Origin of the sequence: Flagellimonas alvinocaridis (assembly GCF_965248585.1) — a bacterium.
Taxonomy (GTDB): Bacteria; Bacteroidota; Bacteroidia; order Flavobacteriales; family Flavobacteriaceae; genus Flagellimonas; species Flagellimonas alvinocaridis.
Genome location: NZ_OZ252111.1, coordinates 1,566,179 through 1,583,946, shown reverse-complemented (window position 1 = coordinate 1,583,946; position 17,768 = coordinate 1,566,179). Strand labels below are relative to the sequence as shown.

Sequence of the window (17,768 nt, the reverse complement as noted above, 5' to 3'; positions counted from 1 at the left end):
CTTTCATTTGATAGAGAGCTCGATTGATTGCTTCCCCCACAGAACCGGATGTTCCAAACATCGGTTGGCTAACACACAACATCATCATCATGAAAACAAAACTAAGCTTGGCCATTTTGGCACTAGCAGTGCTAATGGTTATTCACCTAGCTAGCGATGAATCCCAATCCATCGTGAACAAGGATAGGCAAAAAGCCTCATTCAGCTTTATTAAATGTACTCCTACCACTTACCTATTGGATATAGTGGATTCAACCCAACAAATTGCTCCCCTTTTTGAAAACTTGGGTGATTTGAGTTACCCCATCACCACTAAAAGCGAAAAAGCCCAAACCTTTTTTAATCAAGGTCTGCGGCTCACCTATGCGTTTAACCATGCAGAGGCCCACAGGTCTTTTATGGAAGCATCCCGTTTAGACCCTACTTCGGCCATGACGTTTTGGGGTCAAGCCTATGCCTTGGGACCAAACATCAACGACCCATTGCCTCCAGAAGACCGAAAAATAAAAACCAACGAAGCCATGGCAAAGGCCAAAAGTCTTATCTCCTCGGCCACCCCAAAAGAGCAGGCACTAATTCAAGCACTTACAGCAAGGTATAGTGAAGATCTTACCAAAGATGTCGCGGAATTGAACATGGCCTATATGAACGAAATGGCAAAAGTTTTGAAAAAATACCCCGAAGATGCAGAGGTGCAAGTACTTTATGCTGCTTCGGTGATGAATACAGTCCCTTGGAACTATTGGGACCAAGATGGGAATCCATCTCCCAACATTTCTGAGGCCAAGGCTGCTTTGGAAAAGGCAATGGAAATCAACCCTAACAACCCTGGGGCACACCATTATTATATTCATATGGTAGAATTGCCCAAGCCTGATTTAGGTGTGGCCAGTGCCGATAAACTAGGAAAACTTATGCCCGCAGCCGGACATATTGTACACATGCCCTCACATATCTACATTCGGGTTGGGCGTTATTTAGATGCCGTAAAAGCGAATCAAGCTGCCATTTTAGCGGATGAGGATTACATTTCCCAGTGCTATTCACAAGGATTGTATCCTTTGGGGTATTATCCGCACAACATCCATTTTTTATGGTCCGCAGCCAGCTTGTTGGGTGATAGTGATATTGCCATAGACGCCGCAAAAAAAACGGCTGAAAAAGTTCCCGTGGGCGAATTCATCACCATGCCATTTCTGCAAGACTTTGCCTCTACTCCTATGCTGGCCTATACACGTTTTGGCAAATGGAATGAAATCTTGACCATACCTGCCCCCAATCCAGACATAAAGCACCTGAACCTGATCAGACACTATGCCCGGGGAATGGCATTTGTGCGAAAAGGGAACAAAAAAGAAGCGCAGGAAGAACTGGATGCCCTAGAGGCCTTAAAAAATGACCCTGATTTGGAAACCCTTGTGGCGACACCACATAATCCGTCCGTTAATGCCGCGAACATTGCCTATGAAGTAGTTGCGGGAGAACTTGCCGCCTTGAACGGGGACATCAACGGTGCAATAGAGCACCTGAGCAAAGCCGTTGAATTTGAAGACGGGCTTACCTACACGGAACCCGCTGCTTGGCACATTCCCACAAGACAAAACTTGGGTGCAGTCTTGATGAATGCCAAAAAATACCAAGAGGCTGAAAAGGTCTATCGAGAAGATTTAAGCGTGCTCAGGCAGAATGGCTGGTCGTTGATGGGACTACACAACAGCTTGAAGGCCCAAGGCAAAATGGAAGACGCACAGGCCATAAAAGATGAGTTTGACAAGGCTTGGAAACATTCGGATATCTCCATAGAAACTTCGATTTTATAGATGGGAAAACCTTCTTCGCTAAAACAAAACGGCTCCAAAATACCAATGGTACTCATTGCCCTTGGTATTTTGGCAGTGGTTTATGGCATTTTCAAAAATAACCCGGAATTGCCTGTTCTGGGACCAAAAGATTTCAATGCGGAACTGGTAGACGTTAGTTTTCAAAATAATATGGCACCTCATAGGGTTGCCAATTTTGAATTGATCAATCAGAATGGAGAAATCATTACCCAAGAAGATTATGGCGACAAGATTTACGTTACCGACTTCTTTTTTACAAGATGCCCTAGCATTTGTCCCATAATGACAAACCATATGGAGCAACTCCAGGAGGTTTTTCGGGATACCCCCGATGTGATGTTTTTATCCATTTCTGTAACTCCTGAAATGGACAGTGTCCCCATTTTAAAGGAATATGCCCTCAGAAATGGGGTATTGGATTCAAAATGGAACATCACTACGGGCAACAAAGAGCATATTTACAACCTGGCCCGTAAAAGTTATTTTGCGGCTGTGGATTATGGAGATGGCGGCTTACAAGACTTCATTCATACTCCAAACTTTGTTCTTGTTGACAAAAAAAAACAAATTCGGGGCGTATATGATGGAACCAACAATGACGAAATCCATAAGCTGATTGACGCCATAAAAACCTTGACCGAGTAATCTTATCAATGCTTACTCTTCCATACAGCCAGCCTTGCCCCTGGTATCTATCAAGTAGATGATTTTCCAGTCACCATCAAAATTTACCAGTTGAAAGGAATTTATGCCACAATGACTGAAAGTATCATTCAACCAAAATTCGTAGCCCACCCATGCATTGGCCATGGTACGGTCTACCTGAATGGAAAATGAGGTCAGTTTCTCCTCAAACTTAATGCTATCTGGAATACTACAAATGGAAGTGAGGAAATTTGAAAACTCTTCGTTGCGGAATCGGGTCTTGCCCTCTTGGTCCCTTCCAGTGGTCTGGAGCACCACCTGATCGGCCGAAACGCTTTTTATGATGGTAGAGTCCTGCTTGTGAAATCCATCAAAAAAGGTTTCTATGACCTCTTTTATTTGCTGTTCGAAATCAACATCCGGTGGGTTTGGGCCTTGTGCCGAAACCGTAAAGCATAACGCAGCTAGAAATACGAAACTTAGAAAAGTTCTCATGATATGTAGTTTTTTGATTGAAGTCCAATTTAAACAAATCTGCTTACATTTATCCTGTAAAACAGAACCAAATGTCAGTTGCCAAAAAAGAATACAAGAGAATTACTGTGAAATCTCTCATTGAAATGAAGCAAAACGGTGAGAAGATTTCCATGCTCACCTCCTACGATTACTCCATGGCCAAAATTGTGGATGCCGCCAATGTGGATGTTATTTTGGTGGGAGACTCCGCCAGTAATGTCATAGCGGGCCATGAAACCACATTGCCCATCACACTGGATCAAATGATCTACCATGCCAGTTCCGTGGTCCGTGCCGCAAAAAGGGCACTTGTGGTGGTGGACATCCCTTTTGGCAGCTACCAGAGCGACTCCAAGGAAGCCTTGCGTTCCGCCATCCGAATCATGAAGGAAAGTGGAGCCCACGCCATAAAAGTGGAGGGTGGGGCCGAAATCAAAGACTCGGTAAGCCGTATTCTGCAAGCAGGTATTCCTGTAATGGGGCATTTGGGGCTTACCCCTCAATCCATTTATAAATTTGGCACCTATACCGTTCGGGCCAAAGAAGAGGAAGAAGCGGATAAATTGAAGCAGGATGCCAAAATGCTGGAAGAATTGGGCTGTTTTGGTATCGTTTTAGAAAAAATTCCCGCAAAACTGGCCAAAGAAGTGGCCGAAAGTGTTTCTATCCCGATCATAGGCATTGGTGCTGGAAACGGAGTTGATGGACAAGTTTTAGTGGTACACGACCTACTGGGCATGACCCATGAATTCCACCCTCGTTTTTTAAGAAGATATATGAACCTTTATGACGAAATGAGCAAAGCCATATCCCAATATGTGGATGATGTAAAAAGCAGGGACTTTCCTAATGAGGAGGAATCCTATTAAATTCCAATCAGCAATTGTCAATTAACAATTCCCAACATTCTAACAAATACAATCTGGAAGTTCTCTACGAGGACAATCACCTTATTGTGGTCAATAAAAAACCTGGTGATATTGTACAAGGAGATAAAACCGGGGACACACCCCTCAGCGATATTGTCAAGTTGTACCTCAAGGAGAAGTACAACAAGCCCGGCAATGTATACCTCGGGGTGGTCCATAGGTTAGATAGACCAACTTCGGGTATTGTAGTGTTTGCAAAAACCTCCAAAGCTTTGCCCCGATTAAATAAACTGTTTTCTGAAGGAAGCTCACAAAAGACCTATTGGGCAGTAGTAAAAGGTGTCCCCCCGAAAGAAAGTGACACGTTGACCCATTGGCTGGTGCGGAATCCAAAACAAAACAAGTCTTACGCCCATGCCAATGAAGTACCCAATAGCAAAAAAGCCATTTTGGAATACCGAATCCTAAAAAAATTGGATAGTTACTTTTTACTGGAGATAGATTTAAAAACAGGAAGACACCATCAAATAAGGGCTCAACTTTCTGCCATAGGCTGTCGTATAAAAGGTGACCTAAAATATGAGGCGGGTCGCAGTAACAAAGATGGGAGCATTCATTTGCATGCACGGAGCTTGGTCCTGGAACATCCTGTGAAAAAGGAGCAGATATCCTTTTTGGCAAAACCGCCCATTGACCCTATTTGGAACGCTTGCATCAACGCGTAACGGCCATGGCCTTTTCCCTAATTATTTGGGAAACAGGTTTGTTCTGTAGGTGGCTTTCCAACCAAGAAAGAATGTCTAAATACAAAAACGCTCTTTTTTCGTAAGGGTGGTTTTCATACTTCTTGAGTTCATTATATAGCTTCTGGAACTCATCCTTTAATTCATGTGGATAGATATCTCCCAAGCTCCTTAAAAATTTGATCATCTCTTTTTGAACTGCATGTAAGTCGTTCATTTTCAATAAGAACTTGTACGTACTCTTTAGTTGCACTTCAAGATGGTAATCCATGCCCGCTTCGTAGTGCGCCACAAGACTCAATACCCTGGCAAAACACATGAGGTCTTCACGCATTTTCAAATTCTTGTTGGAAATTATTCGTTTTAAGTAGGCAATGCAGTTCTTGTTATCGCCATTCCCAAAATACAGACAAGCAATTTTATAATAGAGCAGCATAATATGGTGCTCATCTATTCGCTCCCTGTGTTTTTTAATTCCATACTCCACCACATTGACCAAGTACAATCCTTTATCGAAGGTTCCTTCCAAAAAGTGAAGGTTCAACTTATTTGAATTGATATACAGAAAAGCCAAAGAGGCAATATTATCGTTCTGTGGAAAGCTCGGGTTTTCAACCTGGGTTTCCAACCTATGCAAGGTTTCCCGAAACTGTGATGCATATTTTACAAAGAAAAGTGACTCCAATAGATAATGATTACCCTTCAGATAAAAAACAGGGTTCAAGGCAATCATTTCTTCATGGTCGTAAAAGAGGTCTACCCATTTACTTGCATATTTATAGGCAGACAAAAAATCTTGAATAAGCAGACTGTACCACAAATGGGCTTTATATAGCCATAGTTTTTCCCGAAAACCAAGACTTTCCAAACTATAATTTGGCATGTGGGAATCAAAATACGACTTCACTTTTTTTAAATCCTCATCGCCACGCACATACCCCACTTTAAGCATCATTCCGTATAATTGCAGGGAAAGATTGGAGAGTTTGCTGGTCATCACATTTTGGGCAGAAAGTTCTTTTGCCTGCACGGCCAACTCATCGGCCCTATCCGGAATACTTCGGGTAATATACTGTGTTTCAATTATCTTTTCAAATTCCACAATCTCATAGGCCACATTCTTCTCTTCATTTTCAATAGCAACGGTTTTGGCCTTGTCCAGAATCTTCAAACTCTGCTTGTAGAGTCCTTTTTGATATAGTATAGTGGCAAAATCAAGCTGTTCGCGAATTTGCACTCGAATATTTTGATTTACCGGGTTCAAACGCAAGCTTACCAAAATCTGCTTGTACAGATGTGCTTTCAAATTGGATAACTGAGCCTTTTTCACAATGCCACTTTCCAGGATTTGACGCTCGTCGTAACTCCGCATTTTGTCCAATAGGTTAAATAGGGCCAAAAACTTGGCGTCCGTATTGACCCCTAACCGGCCCACATACAGTTTAAACTGGCGCTTTTCTGATTTAGAAAGCGATTTTACCAGCACAAACAATGCATCCTTATGCGCATTTGTCATCGTAAAAAATATAATTTAAACAATTGAATATCAGTATACTATATAGCACTAAATACGATTTAACGTTGTATAAGGTTTTAACCTCACTTTTCCCTTTCCTCTCACCTTCTCTATTTTCGTGTATACACGACGAAACAGACAAATATAATGGGTAAAGATAAGGTACAAATTTTTGACACTACGCTAAGAGATGGGGAACAAGTTCCGGGTTGCAAGTTGGACACGGAACAGAAATTGGTCATCGCGTCACGTCTGGATGAGCTAGGTGTTGATGTCATTGAGGCCGGATTTCCCATTTCCAGCCCTGGAGACTTCAAATCTGTACAAGAAATCTCCAAATTGGTCAAAAATGCTACGGTATGTGGCTTGACAAGAGCCGTTAAAAAAGATATTGAAGTGGCCGCTGAGGCCATTAAACAAGCAAAAAAACCAAGGATACATACTGGAATTGGCACCTCTGATTCCCATATCAAATACAAATTCAATTCCACAAGGGACAAAATTATTGAGCGAGCCGTTGAAGCAGTTGCCTATGCAAAAACGTTTGTGGAAGATGTTGAATTCTATGCTGAAGACGCTGGACGTACGGACAATGAATTTTTAGCACAGGTGTGCGAAGCGGTCGTAAAGGCCGGAGCAACTGTTTTGAATATTCCTGATACTACCGGCTACTGCCTTCCAGAAGAATATGGTGCGAAAATGAAATACCTCAAGGAAAATGTGAAGAACATTGATAAGGCTATTCTATCGTGCCACTGTCATAATGACCTTGGATTGGCCACGGCCAACTCCATTGCTGGGGTAATTAACGGCGCCAGACAAATTGAATGTACCATCAACGGTATTGGTGAACGTGCCGGAAACACTTCTCTGGAAGAAGTAGTGATGATTTTAAGACAACATCCTTACCTTAATCTGGATACTGGCATCAACAGTCAGTTGCTATGGGATACAAGTCGTATGGTCTCCCAAAAAATGGGAATGCCTGTACAGCCCAATAAGGCCATTGTGGGCTCCAATGCCTTTGCACATAGTTCTGGAATCCATCAAGACGGTGTAATAAAGCAACGTGAAACCTATGAAATCATCGACCCAAAAGATGTAGGGGTCAATGAATCTTCCATTGTGCTTACCGCAAGAAGTGGAAGGGCCGCATTGGCATACCGCGCCAAAAAAGTGGGGTACGAACTTACCAAGCTACAACTGGATGTGGTCTATGAAAACTTTTTGAAGTTTGCCGACCGTAAAAAAGAAATCATGGATGAGGACATCCATGAAATTGTGGAAACCAGCAATATCAGCATACAAAGTCTAGCTTAATTCTCGGTTTCTTTTAGACGCAAATCCTGTCATCACATGAATTTGAACATTGCATTGCTTCCTGGAGATGGTGTAGGACCCGAAGTATTGGCCCAAGCTGTAAAATGTCTTCAAGCGGTTGAAGAAACCTTTAACCATAATTTTGTGTTTAAAGAGGCTTCCATTGGAGCCATAGCCATAGATAATAAAGGTGCGTCATTGCCAGAAAGCACCCTTAACCTATGTAAGGAAGCAGATGCTGTACTGTTAGGAGCCATTGGCCACCCTAAATACGATACCAATCCCAATTCCCCTATTAGACCCGAACAGGGACTGTTGAAATTAAGAAAGGAACTGGGACTCTTTGCCAACATAAGACCCGTAATTGCCCATTCGGCGCTTGTTGATAAATCTCCCTTGAAGAAAGAGGTTGTCTCGGGTACGGATTTTGTAATCTATCGCGAGTTGACCGGGGGAATTTATTTTGGGGAGAAAAAACTTAATGAAGAGGGTACGGTAGCTTCCGATCTCTGTGAATACTCTGAAGAAGAAATCAGCAGAGTGGCCCACCTCGCGTTTAAGGCTGCTAAAAACAGGAGAGGTAAACTTACCCTTGTGGACAAAGCCAATGTACTGGAATCTTCCAGACTTTGGAGAAAAGTGGTTGCCAAAATAGGTGAAAGTTACCCCGATGTAGTGTTGGATTATTTGTTTGTGGACAATGCTGCCATGCAAATCATTCTGAAACCGACCCAGTTTGACGTTATTCTTACCGAAAACATGTTCGGTGACATTATTTCTGATGAAGGAAGTGTTATTGGTGGGTCCATTGGATTACTGGCCTCGGCATCAATTGGAGAGGAAAGCGCACTTTTTGAACCTATCCATGGTTCATATCCCCAAGCTATGGGTTTAGACATTGCAAACCCTATTGCCTCCATTCTTTCGGTAGCCATGTTACTTGAGCATTTTGGTCTTATAGACGAATCGCTTGCCGTTCGAAATGCTGTGGATAAATCATTAAAGAAGGAAATTGTTACACCGGACCTAAAGCCTGATAGTCAATATGGAACCAATCAGGTGGGCGATTTCATTGCTCACAACATTGTTGATATTGAAGATGATTTCAGTGTAAATGATGAGAATATCCATTTGGGAAAATCCACTATTATTTAAACATCTGTCTTTATAGGTTCCGAAGCCAGTTCTTGCATGGTTTCAGTAAACTGTTTTTTGAATTCCTCATACTTTTTGCCCGTCGCAGGCCCGTTGAAGCCCGTATGAATCTTTCTGACTGCACCTTTTTTATCGAGATAAATAGTAGTGGGATAAGACAAAATATGGTTGAGCATGGGCAATTTTTCATTGGCTTTCTGTTTGTTGGAAGTACCAAACTGTGCCAGTAAAATGGGGTAATTTGCCCCTACCCTCTCTTTAAGGCGGCGAATACCCTCAAAGGCTTTTTCTTCGGTCTTGGCATATTCGAAGGCCAGAGCTACCAATTCAATGTTTAAATCTGGATGTTCTTTTAGGAAATCAACGTAAAATCGGGTTTCATCCAAACAATTGGGACACCAAGACCCCATAATCTGTACCAAAACAGGTTTTCCAGAAAATTTGGCATCGGACAAACTTACCATTTTGCCTGTGGCATCGGGAAAAGAAAAGTTCAACCGATCATAGCCTTCCCTTAGATACGTCAACGTATTGGCATCCGGTAATTCAAACGCCTCATTACGGGCACCCATAAATTCTTTTACGGAATGGTTTCCATCGTAAAACCTCCCCTCCAAAGTACTGTCTGTTACCTTGGCCATAAAAAGGTACACGTGTGAACCATCAAAAGCAGAAAGTTTTAGACTATCGCCAGTGACCACACCATCCAAATACCTATAATCTCCCGTTCTGGTTCTAAAAGTCCCCTTGATTTTATTCCCATTTTGCATAAATATGCCCTTTGCGGGGTATTCCGTATCTGTATTTATATCAAAATAAGTTTCCCATATCCCTGAAATATTGACGGCAGCATCCTGCTGTGTTTGGAAACGTTCCCGTTTTCCGTAAAAAGCACTAAACGGCACTATACGCTCCAAACTTTCTTTTATAAAGCTTCCATGAATTTCTTCCGCCGAAAAAGTTCCTGCAAAGTAACCCTCAAAAACAGGCATTTGTATGTGGATTGAATCACCTTCTATCTCGATCTCATCCACAGTGATCACCTCCTCGGCGTTATACATTTGCATAACGTAGCGTCCATCTGTATTCTTGGATAGGGTAAACGTAAAAGGCAAGTCTAGATGTGATGCAACCTCCATCATACCCCACCAGTCGCCGACCGATATTTCTTTCCCCTCCTTTTTGCATGAAACCACCAACAAAATCAGCGCCCAAAACAACGATATCCTCTTCATGATGTGAAAGATTTTTCTTAAAAGTAGAAAATAGTATCCAATTCTTACAATTTAGACCATAACCCTCTTATTATTTACATTGAATCTGTTGGGCTATTGTTTTATATTTGTCCCCTCTAAAATTGGGGTATGAAGATTTCTTACAACTGGCTACGACAGTTTTTACAGATTGATTGGGATTCACAAAAAACTGGTGAGTTGTTGACGGATTTAGGACTTGAGGTAGAAGGCATTTCCCGTTTTGAATCCGTGAAAGGTGGCCTGAAAGGTGTTGTTGTGGGCCACGTGCTCAGTTGTGAGCAACATCCAAATGCCGATAGACTAAAACTGACCACTGTTGATATTGGAAATGGAGAACCTGTACAAATTGTATGTGGTGCCCCAAATGTTGCCGCCGGACAAAAAGTTCCTGTAGCGACTATCGGAACCACATTGTATTCCAAAGAGGGTGAAGCATGGCAAATAAAGAAAGGAAAAATCAGAGGTGAGGAAAGCCATGGTATGATCTGTGCCGAAGACGAGTTGGGCTTGGGAAATGGCCATGATGGCATTATGGTATTGACCGAGACTTTGGAGCCAGGAACCCCTTGTGCCAAAGTGTTCGATATTGAGAGTGATGAGGTTTTTGAGATAGGCCTTACCCCTAACCGGTCCGATGCCATGAGTCATTTTGGAGTGGCCCGCGACTTGAAGGCTGGATTGGAACAGAAAGAAATCCAAAAGGAGTTGGTAACACCTTCCACCAGTAATTTTTCCATTGATAACCGATCCCTAAAAATTGATGTTGAGGTCAAGGAAAGCCAATTGGCACCAAGATATTGTGGAGTTACCATAAGCAATCTTATTGTTCAGGAATCTCCCCATTGGCTAAAAAACAGGCTAAAAGCCATTGGATTGTCTCCTATTAACAATGTGGTGGATGTAACCAATTATGTATTGCACGAATTGGGACAACCCTTACATGCTTTTGATGCATCCAAAATAAAAGGCAATAAAATAGAGGTCAAGACCTTACCGGCCGGCACAAAGTTCAAGACCTTGGACAATGTGGAACGTACCCTCCACGAAGATGATCTTATGATCTGCGATAGTGAAAAACCCATGTGTATTGCCGGAGTCTTCGGTGGGGTTTATTCCGGAGTAACGGAGCATACTTCTTCCATTTTCTTGGAGAGCGCTTATTTTGACCCTGTTTCCATTCGAAAGTCTGCCAAAAGGCATGGACTAAATACGGATGCTTCATTTCGATATGAGCGTGGCATCGACATCAACCTAACCGAGTATGCCCTTAAAAGGGCAGCATTGTTGATTCGAGAAATTGCGGGGGGATACATCACTTCTGAGGTTGTTGACCTTTACCCAAAGAAACCTCAGGATAGACAAGTGTTCCTGACTTTTGATAAAATCAACTCACTCATTGGACAGGAAATTCCAAGGGATACCATAAAATCCATTTTGTCTTCCTTGGAAATCCGCATAAACAATGTTACAGAGTCTGGACTTGGATTAACCATTCCCACCTATCGTGTTGATGTTACCCGAGAAGTGGATGTCATCGAAGAGATCCTAAGGGTATATGGCTATAACAATATTGCCCATAAGGAAAAGCTTACAGCTTCCATTGCCAAAACATCTCGCTTTGAAAACCATCGCATACAGGATGTGGTTGGAAATACCTTGGCATCCCAAGGATGCTATGAAATCATGACCAATAGTTTGGTTTCTCCCGATGCCCATACGCAAGAGCGTGATGGAGAAAAAATCACCATGCTCAACCCATTGAGTTCAGATTTGTCGGTTTTAAGGACTTCCATGCTGTTTTCTGGACTTCAAGCCATAAGCTACAACCATAATCGTCAGAAAACCAGTCTAAAACTTTTTGAATTCGGCAAGACCTACCATAAAATAGCAGGCGAAAACCAGGAGCGACAACATTTATCCATCTTTATTTCTGGAAACCGAGCGGCGGATAGCTGGAGTGTCCCTAGCAAAAAAACAGATTTCTTCTACCTCAAAGGTATTGTGGAATCTCTGTTTGATCGCTTGGGAATAAAAGACGTTAAAATTAAACCATGTACCAATACCGTCTATGCCGAAGGGCTTTCCTATGAAAAAGATGGCAATGTCTTGGCGCACTTTGGTTTGGCTTCAAAATCTGTTCTTAAAACGTTTGATATTAAGCAAGAGGTTTTCTTTGCGGACTTTGATTGGGATTCCATTCTTGCATTGGTGGGCAAACAAAATATTGTCTTTAAGGAAATCCCGAAATTTCCAGAGGTTACCCGTGATTTTGCGCTATTACTTAACGATTCCACGTCATTCCAGCAAGTGTATGACATTGCTTGGAAAACAGAGAAAAATCTTCTGAAAAAAGTAAACCTTTTTGATGTTTATACGGGCAAAAATTTACCGGATGGGAAAAAATCCTATGCCGTGAGCTTCACCTTGTCGGACGAGAAAAAGACCTTAACGGACAAACAAATTGACAAGATTATGGCTAAGTTATTGACCCAATATCAAAAGGAATTGGGTGCCGAACTACGCTGATTACATTTGTGAAGGCAGAATAACACTATCTATTTCATGGGCAACCCCATTCTTGAGGTTTAGGTCTGCAGAGGTAATGCGAGCTTGATTCCCCATTGGGTCGGTCAATACAATATCAAAACCTTCCATATGGGCCAGTAGTTTTTTACCTTGTATCGTGGTAAAGCTTGCCTTGCCATTTCCCCTGCACATAGCCCTCAAAATCCTAGAAGCGGTCAAATGACCTGCAACAATGTGGTAGGTCAACAATGACTTAAGGGCACTTTTGTCCTGTGAGTTGATGAGTTCCTTTATCTTTTCGGTAGAAAACCGCTCAAAAGCAGCATCTGAAGGCGCAAAAATGGTAAATGGTCCAGCTTTTTCCAAAATCTCTTCCATTTGCGTCACTTTTACAGCTTCAAAAAGTATTTTATGTTGCTCCGAATCTATGGCATTATGGGCAATTGTTTTAGTGGTAGATCTTGGAAGTTGAGCAAAGGCGGATGCGGTACAAACCATGCAAAGAGCCAGTAAAAGTTTGGTCAAAGGGGATTTCATTGGTTTTTGGTCAAATTTGGGACTCTTAATAGTATGATTTGTCGATTAAATGCTGAAAACTTCGATAAGTTACATCTTTTTAAGGATATACAAGCAGTTTTCCCGTCCCTACATTCAATTTAACACAACGTTAACATTAGATGGTTTTGGCAGCCTTTACAATCACCCCTACAATTGCTTAACTTTGAATAGGTTGCCAAGAAAAAGATTATGGTTTTCAAGAACACAAATATTGAAGAAAGTCTCCTTAAGGTCCGTAACAGACAGGTAAAAGAACTTCAGATTTTGGAAGAAGTCCAAGAAATTTTACGGAATGATGCCCAGAAGGAAGAGAAAATTGCCCATGAACTTGCTTCAAAAAATCCAAGCGTTCAAAACCCCTTTGTTTTTGACGAATTGGAGACCGATAAAATTTACCACATAGATCATATCAAACAAATCTGTATTGATTACCGACTTCGTTTTCTGGACAGTTCATATTTCAAAGGAGCGTTTCCTTCCAGTACCATAGCTAAAATTAAATCGCTGGAAAGACTACATCAAATCGATATAAAAGGGTATAAGGTAATGGCGCCTTCCAAGCTTTTTAAATTGGAGGACAAGGACGACCCCCTACTGTTTGCTCCCATTGGTAATGGGTATTATTATTTGGTGGATAAATGGGGGAACGACCTACATCCTTTCCGAAAATTATTGGTTTGGCCCTTCAAGAATATGGTCAATTTGACTCTTTTTGTGGTCTTGATCAGTTATTTGGTAACCCTTATGGTTCCCGAAGGTCTTTTTTCCAAAAAGAATACAACTGCCGAGTTTTGGATCATCTTCTTTTTTATGTTCAAATGTATTGCCTCCGTGGTTATTTTTTACGGTTTTGCCTTGGGCAAAAACTTCAACCCCGCTATTTGGAACAGTAAGTATTTTAATGCTTAGGCTGTAACGGCGTACATTTTCTCCCGTTGTTCTTTAATGGCCTTATCAGACATATAGTCGTCAAAAGTCAAATAGCGATCAATGGTACCCTTTGGAGTAAGCTCAATAATCCTGTTTGCAACGGTATGCACAAATTCATGGTCATGGGTGGTAAGCAATACCGTTCCTTTAAAGTTTTTCAAGGAATTGTTGAATGCCGTAATACTTTCCAAATCCAAGTGGTTGGTGGGTTCATCCAAAAGCAGTACGTTGGCACGAATCATCATCATACGGCTCAACATACAACGCACCTTTTCACCTCCTGAAAGTACGGTACATTTCTTAAGGGCTTCTTCACCACTGAAGAGCATTTTACCCAAAAATCCACGAATATAGACTTCTTCTCGTTCTTCTTCGGTTTTGGCCCATTGGCGTAACCAATCCACCAAATTGATGTCTTCTTTGAAATAATCGGAATTATCGGCAGGTAAATAGGACTGGGTCGTAGTAACCCCCCATTGATGCGAACCACTGCTCGCCTTAATCTTTCCTGAAATGATATCATAGAAGGCTGTAGTGGCCCTGGAATCTTTGGACAAGATGGCAACCTTGTCCCCTTTGGCCAAGTTGATGTTCACATCCTGAAACAGCAAATCCCCATCCTCTGAGGTTGCCGAAAGCTTCTCAACATTTAGGATTTGATCTCCGGCCTCACGCTCCCGGTCAAAGATGATGGCGGGATACCTTCTGCTAGATGGTTTGATGTCTTCCACCTTTAGTTTATCCAACATCTTTTTACGAGAAGTGGCTTGTTTGCTCTTGGCTACGTTGGCACTGAAACGCTGGATGAACTCCTGCAATTCCTTGGCCTTCTCCTCTGCTTTTTTGTTCTGTTGAGCACGTTGGCGAGCAGCCAACTGACTGCTTTCATACCAAAAGGTGTAGTTTCCTGAAAAAAGATTGATTTTCCCAAAGTCTATATCTGCGATACTGGTACAAACGGCATCCAAAAAGTGCCTGTCGTGCGAAACCACTATCACGGTATTGTCATAATTCGCTAAGAAATTCTCCAACCAGTTAATGGTCTCGTAGTCCAAATCGTTGGTAGGCTCATCCATGATCAGCACATCGGGGTTACCAAATAGTGCCTGGGCCAAAAGTACCCGCACCTTTAATTTGGAATCCATGTCTGCCATAACGGTGTAATGTAGCTCTTCCGATATCCCTAAATTGGACAAAAGGGCCGCCGCATCACTATCGGCATTCCAGCCGTTCATTTCTTCAAACTGCACTTGCAACTCGCCTATTTTCTCCGCATTTTCATCCGTATAATCGGCATACAACGCATCTATCTCCTTCTTGATCTTGTAAAGGGGTTTGTTTCCCATGACCACAGATTCCAAAACAGGAAACTCATCGTAGGCATTGTGGTTTTGTTCCAAAATGGACATACGCTTGCCGGGTTCCAAATGCACATGCCCGGAAGTAGCATCCAACTGTCCTGACAATATTTTTAAAAAGGTAGACTTCCCGGCACCATTGGCGCCTATAATACCATAGCAATTTCCATGGGTAAACGTAACATTTACCTCATCGAACAATACGCGTTTTCCAAATTGAACAGATAAATTGGATACTGATAACATGCAACTATTATTTTTTTGCAAAAGTAGCTAAACCTCCCCTTATTTCTAAATTTAAGAGTACTTTCTTAAACCCCACAAAAACAGTGTTTTACAACATTTAACTCGCCATTAACAGAGTGAGGCTTCGGGGATTCTTAATTTTGTTCGTAAATGTTTGGTTCGCAATATATGGTTAGATTATTACTCGGCCTCACTTTATTGTCTTTTCTAGCATGCGGGAAAAACTCCTCGGATTGTGCCGCTGTGTTCTTTGGCGGTGAAATTGTAAATCCTACTAGTGACTTTGTTGTACTCTACCATAATGATACTTATGTTGACTCGGTAAAGTTGGATGACAACAACCGCTTTTCCTTCAACCTTGAGGGCATAGAAGAGGGATTATACCATTTTGACCATACTCCAGAACTTCAATATGTATATCTGCAAGGCGGTGATAGTCTTCTAATCCGGTTGAACACTTTGGAGTTTGACGAATCTCTGGTTTTTTCAGGTGAAGGAAGTGAAATCAATAACTTTTTGATTGAAATGTTCCTGGCCTATGAAAATGAAGAACCTTTAGTCTACGACTATTACTCGCTAGACCCCGATGCATTCAACCAGAAAATTGACTCCTTGAAGGCCTCCAAAATTTCCCATTTAAAAGAACTGGAAACGGACCACGGACAGTTTACGGGCAAAGAATTGGCCATGGCCAAAGCATCCATTGACTATAATAGTTATCTATACAGGGAGAAATATCCGTTTTACCATAAGAAAAAAACCGGGGAGGAAACCATACACGACCTAGGCGCGTCATTTTATGAGTATCGCAACCACATTGACCTGAACAATAAGGACCTTACCTATTTTAGGCCCTATTTTGATTTTATGAAATGGCATTTGGGCAATGTATCCTACATGAGCTGTATGGAAAATTGCCATACGGGAAAACTTCCCATAAGTGACCGTTTACACTTTAACAAACACAAACTTCACCTTGTGGATAGCTTGGTAAAGGAAAATGAGCTTAGAGACATTCTTTTTAGAAACATAGCCGTGGATTACCTGTTGAAGGAGCACAATCCCAGTGAAGAAAGTCAAGCTTTTATAGAAAAGTTCCGTACACTATCTTCAAGCGATGACCATAAAAAGGAGATCGATCAATTGTATGCGGGCATTAAAAGCCTTCAACCCGAAAATAGCCTACCAAATATAGAGGTTAAGGATTCGGACAACAATGTGGTTTATTTGAAAGATGTGGTCAACAAAAAGAAAACCACCGTTTTCTATTTTTGGACCGCTGACCAGAAAGGGCATTTCAAAAATATTACACAACACATTGCCCAGCTTGAAAAAAAACATCCTGAGTGTAACTTTATTGGCATCAACTTAAAGACCAGCTATCCGCAATGGATAAGCATGATGGAGGAATTTCATTTGGACAAGAGCAAACAGTTCCACGGCGAGGATTTTAAGGAGATACAAATGGCCATGATCGTGGACGGACTCAATAAATGTATTATTACAAAAGACACGGTAATTGTCAATGCCTTTGGCAATCTGTATGCCTCCTTCTAATAAAAAAAAGCCTTGGTTAACCAAGGCTCATTCTTAATTTTCTTTTCTCCTTTACTTATGAATTTCCCTTTCGATAATCGGCCAAGAATTTTTCAAGTCCAATATCGGTAAGTGGGTGTTTCAACAATCCTGTGATGGATGACAAAGGTCCGGTCATAACATCCGCACCGATCTTTGCACAATCAATTACGTGCATGGTGTGACGGATGGATGCGGCCAAAATTTGGGTTTCAAACCCATAGTTGTCATAAATCAACCTGATTTCAGAAATAAGGTTCAACCCATCGGTGGAGATATCATCCAACCGACCCAAAAAGGGAGAAACATAGGTAGCTCCAGCTTTGGCGGCCAATAAAGCCTGTCCTGGTGAGAATACCAAAGTGCAATTAGTACGGATACCTTTATCTGAAAAATATTTCAATGCCTTTACACCATCTTCAATCATAGGCACCTTTACCACAATTTGCTCATGTAGTTCCGCCAATTCCTCGCCCTCTTTCACCATGGCCTCAAATTCGGTAGCCACAACTTCAGCAGACACATCGCCATCCACGATATTGCAGATATCCACATAATGTTTTAAAATATTGTTCTTTCCAGTGATTCCTTCTTTGGCCATCAAGGATGGATTGGTGGTAACCCCGTCAAGGACACCCAATTGTTGTGCTTCCTTAATTTGATCAAGATTGGCAGTATCAATAAAAAACTTCATTCCTTTAGTTTATAAGTGAT

15 protein-coding genes are annotated in these 17,768 nt (G+C 41.7%); 9 read left to right on the top strand and 6 right to left on the bottom strand.

Features of this window, described 5'->3' with window-relative positions; translation table 11 throughout:
• The first annotated feature begins 89 nt into the window (after positions 1 to 89).
• Both ACP14V_RS07240 and ACP14V_RS07235 read left to right on the top strand, forming a co-directional pair.
• Positions 90 to 1,820 carry a tetratricopeptide repeat protein gene (locus ACP14V_RS07240; RefSeq protein WP_272609956.1) on the top strand — a complete coding sequence of 577 codons (1,731 nt, stop codon included), beginning with the start codon at positions 90 to 92 and terminating at the stop codon, positions 1,818 to 1,820.
• Positions 1,821 to 2,486, top strand: coding sequence for an SCO family protein (locus ACP14V_RS07235; protein ID WP_272609955.1), 666 nt, complete (start codon positions 1,821 to 1,823; stop codon positions 2,484 to 2,486).
• A gap of 12 nt (positions 2,487 to 2,498) precedes the next feature.
• Here ACP14V_RS07235 and ACP14V_RS07230 read toward each other — a convergent pair whose 3' ends face one another.
• Positions 2,499 to 2,981, bottom strand: coding sequence for a nuclear transport factor 2 family protein (locus ACP14V_RS07230; RefSeq protein WP_272609954.1), 483 nt, complete (start codon positions 2,979 to 2,981; stop codon positions 2,499 to 2,501).
• Positions 2,982 to 3,052: 71 nt separating this feature from the next.
• On the opposite strand from ACP14V_RS07230, the gene panB reads away from it, so the two are divergent.
• Together panB and ACP14V_RS07220 are read left to right on the top strand one after the other, a co-directional pair.
• Complete coding sequence (gene panB, locus ACP14V_RS07225) at positions 3,053 to 3,871, top strand: 3-methyl-2-oxobutanoate hydroxymethyltransferase (RefSeq protein WP_272609953.1); 819 nt, start codon at positions 3,053 to 3,055, stop codon at positions 3,869 to 3,871.
• A 20-nt stretch (positions 3,872 to 3,891) separates the two neighbouring features.
• Positions 3,892 to 4,596: an RluA family pseudouridine synthase gene (locus tag ACP14V_RS07220; RefSeq protein ID WP_272610299.1), complete on the top strand. Its 705-nt coding sequence runs from the start codon at positions 3,892 to 3,894 to the stop codon at positions 4,594 to 4,596.
• Here ACP14V_RS07220 and ACP14V_RS07215 read toward each other — a convergent pair.
• The gene (locus ACP14V_RS07215) at positions 4,586 to 6,130 is read right to left on the bottom strand and encodes a hypothetical protein (RefSeq protein ID WP_136566293.1); all 1,545 of its coding nucleotides are present in this window, start codon (positions 6,128 to 6,130) and stop codon (positions 4,586 to 4,588) included. The two genes, ACP14V_RS07220 and ACP14V_RS07215, sit on opposite strands and share 11 nt — an antisense overlap.
• Positions 6,131 to 6,277: 147 nt before the next feature.
• On the opposite strand from ACP14V_RS07215, the gene ACP14V_RS07210 reads away from it, so the two are divergent.
• Positions 6,278 to 7,450, top strand: a complete 1,173-nt coding sequence (locus ACP14V_RS07210; protein WP_136566292.1) for a 2-isopropylmalate synthase — start codon at positions 6,278 to 6,280, stop codon at positions 7,448 to 7,450.
• Positions 7,451 to 7,486: 36 nt separating this feature from the next.
• On the top strand, positions 7,487 to 8,605 hold the full coding sequence (gene leuB, locus ACP14V_RS07205; protein ID WP_272609952.1) for a 3-isopropylmalate dehydrogenase: 1,119 nt from the start codon (positions 7,487 to 7,489) through the stop codon (positions 8,603 to 8,605).
• Here the strand turns inward: leuB and ACP14V_RS07200 are convergent.
• Positions 8,602 to 9,840, bottom strand: coding sequence for a peroxiredoxin family protein (locus ACP14V_RS07200; protein ID WP_272609951.1), 1,239 nt, complete (start codon positions 9,838 to 9,840; stop codon positions 8,602 to 8,604). The genes leuB and ACP14V_RS07200 overlap by 4 nt on opposite strands.
• Before the next feature lie 129 nt (positions 9,841 to 9,969).
• Here ACP14V_RS07200 and pheT point away from each other — a divergent pair, with 129 nt between their 5' ends.
• Positions 9,970 to 12,387: a phenylalanine--tRNA ligase subunit beta gene (gene pheT / locus ACP14V_RS07195; RefSeq protein ID WP_272609950.1), complete on the top strand. Its 2,418-nt coding sequence runs from the start codon at positions 9,970 to 9,972 to the stop codon at positions 12,385 to 12,387.
• Here the strand turns inward: pheT and ACP14V_RS07190 are convergent, their stop codons facing one another.
• The gene (locus tag ACP14V_RS07190) at positions 12,388 to 12,924 is read right to left on the bottom strand and encodes a fasciclin domain-containing protein (RefSeq protein WP_272609949.1); all 537 of its coding nucleotides are present in this window, start codon (positions 12,922 to 12,924) and stop codon (positions 12,388 to 12,390) included.
• A 210-nt stretch (positions 12,925 to 13,134) separates the two neighbouring features.
• On the opposite strand from ACP14V_RS07190, the gene ACP14V_RS07185 reads away from it, so the two are divergent.
• Positions 13,135 to 13,854: a hypothetical protein gene (locus ACP14V_RS07185; RefSeq protein ID WP_272609948.1), complete on the top strand. Its 720-nt coding sequence runs from the start codon at positions 13,135 to 13,137 to the stop codon at positions 13,852 to 13,854.
• On the opposite strand, the gene ACP14V_RS07180 is transcribed toward ACP14V_RS07185, so the two are convergent.
• Positions 13,851 to 15,479 carry an ABC-F family ATP-binding cassette domain-containing protein gene (locus tag ACP14V_RS07180; protein ID WP_272609947.1) on the bottom strand — a complete coding sequence of 543 codons (1,629 nt, stop codon included), beginning with the start codon at positions 15,477 to 15,479 and terminating at the stop codon, positions 13,851 to 13,853. The two genes, ACP14V_RS07185 and ACP14V_RS07180, sit on opposite strands and share 4 nt — an antisense overlap.
• A gap of 168 nt (positions 15,480 to 15,647) precedes the next feature.
• Here ACP14V_RS07180 and ACP14V_RS07175 point away from each other — a divergent pair, with 168 nt between their 5' ends.
• Complete coding sequence (locus ACP14V_RS07175; RefSeq protein WP_272609946.1) at positions 15,648 to 17,036, top strand: TlpA family protein disulfide reductase; 1,389 nt, start codon at positions 15,648 to 15,650, stop codon at positions 17,034 to 17,036.
• 55 nt (positions 17,037 to 17,091) lie between these two features.
• Here ACP14V_RS07175 and fsa read toward each other — a convergent pair whose 3' ends face one another.
• On the bottom strand, positions 17,092 to 17,748 hold the full coding sequence (fsa, locus tag ACP14V_RS07170; RefSeq protein WP_272609945.1) for a fructose-6-phosphate aldolase: 657 nt from the start codon (positions 17,746 to 17,748) through the stop codon (positions 17,092 to 17,094).
• Positions 17,749 to 17,768 lie beyond the last annotated feature (20 nt).

What these genes read in the sequence shown, in the direction of transcription:
- ACP14V_RS07240 (WP_272609956.1), top strand. Translation starts at nt 90, where the DNA reads ATGAAAACAAAACTAAGCTTGGCCATTTTGGCACTAGCAGTGCTAATG.
- ACP14V_RS07235 (WP_272609955.1), top strand. Translation starts at nt 1,821, where the DNA reads ATGGGAAAACCTTCTTCGCTAAAACAAAACGGCTCCAAAATACCAATG.
- ACP14V_RS07230 (WP_272609954.1), bottom strand. Translation starts at nt 2,981, where the DNA reads ATGAGAACTTTTCTAAGTTTCGTATTTCTAGCTGCGTTATGCTTTACG.
- panB (WP_272609953.1), top strand. Translation starts at nt 3,053, where the DNA reads ATGTCAGTTGCCAAAAAAGAATACAAGAGAATTACTGTGAAATCTCTC.
- ACP14V_RS07215 (WP_136566293.1), bottom strand. Translation starts at nt 6,130, where the DNA reads ATGACAAATGCGCATAAGGATGCATTGTTTGTGCTGGTAAAATCGCTT.
- ACP14V_RS07210 (WP_136566292.1), top strand. Translation starts at nt 6,278, where the DNA reads ATGGGTAAAGATAAGGTACAAATTTTTGACACTACGCTAAGAGATGGG.
- leuB (WP_272609952.1), top strand. Translation starts at nt 7,487, where the DNA reads ATGAATTTGAACATTGCATTGCTTCCTGGAGATGGTGTAGGACCCGAA.
- ACP14V_RS07200 (WP_272609951.1), bottom strand. Translation starts at nt 9,840, where the DNA reads ATGAAGAGGATATCGTTGTTTTGGGCGCTGATTTTGTTGGTGGTTTCA.
- pheT (WP_272609950.1), top strand. Translation starts at nt 9,970, where the DNA reads ATGAAGATTTCTTACAACTGGCTACGACAGTTTTTACAGATTGATTGG.
- ACP14V_RS07190 (WP_272609949.1), bottom strand. Translation starts at nt 12,924, where the DNA reads ATGAAATCCCCTTTGACCAAACTTTTACTGGCTCTTTGCATGGTTTGT.
- ACP14V_RS07185 (WP_272609948.1), top strand. Translation starts at nt 13,135, where the DNA reads ATGGTTTTCAAGAACACAAATATTGAAGAAAGTCTCCTTAAGGTCCGT.
- ACP14V_RS07180 (WP_272609947.1), bottom strand. Translation starts at nt 15,479, where the DNA reads ATGTTATCAGTATCCAATTTATCTGTTCAATTTGGAAAACGCGTATTG.
- ACP14V_RS07175 (WP_272609946.1), top strand. Translation starts at nt 15,648, where the DNA reads ATGGTTAGATTATTACTCGGCCTCACTTTATTGTCTTTTCTAGCATGC.
- fsa (WP_272609945.1), bottom strand. Translation starts at nt 17,748, where the DNA reads ATGAAGTTTTTTATTGATACTGCCAATCTTGATCAAATTAAGGAAGCA.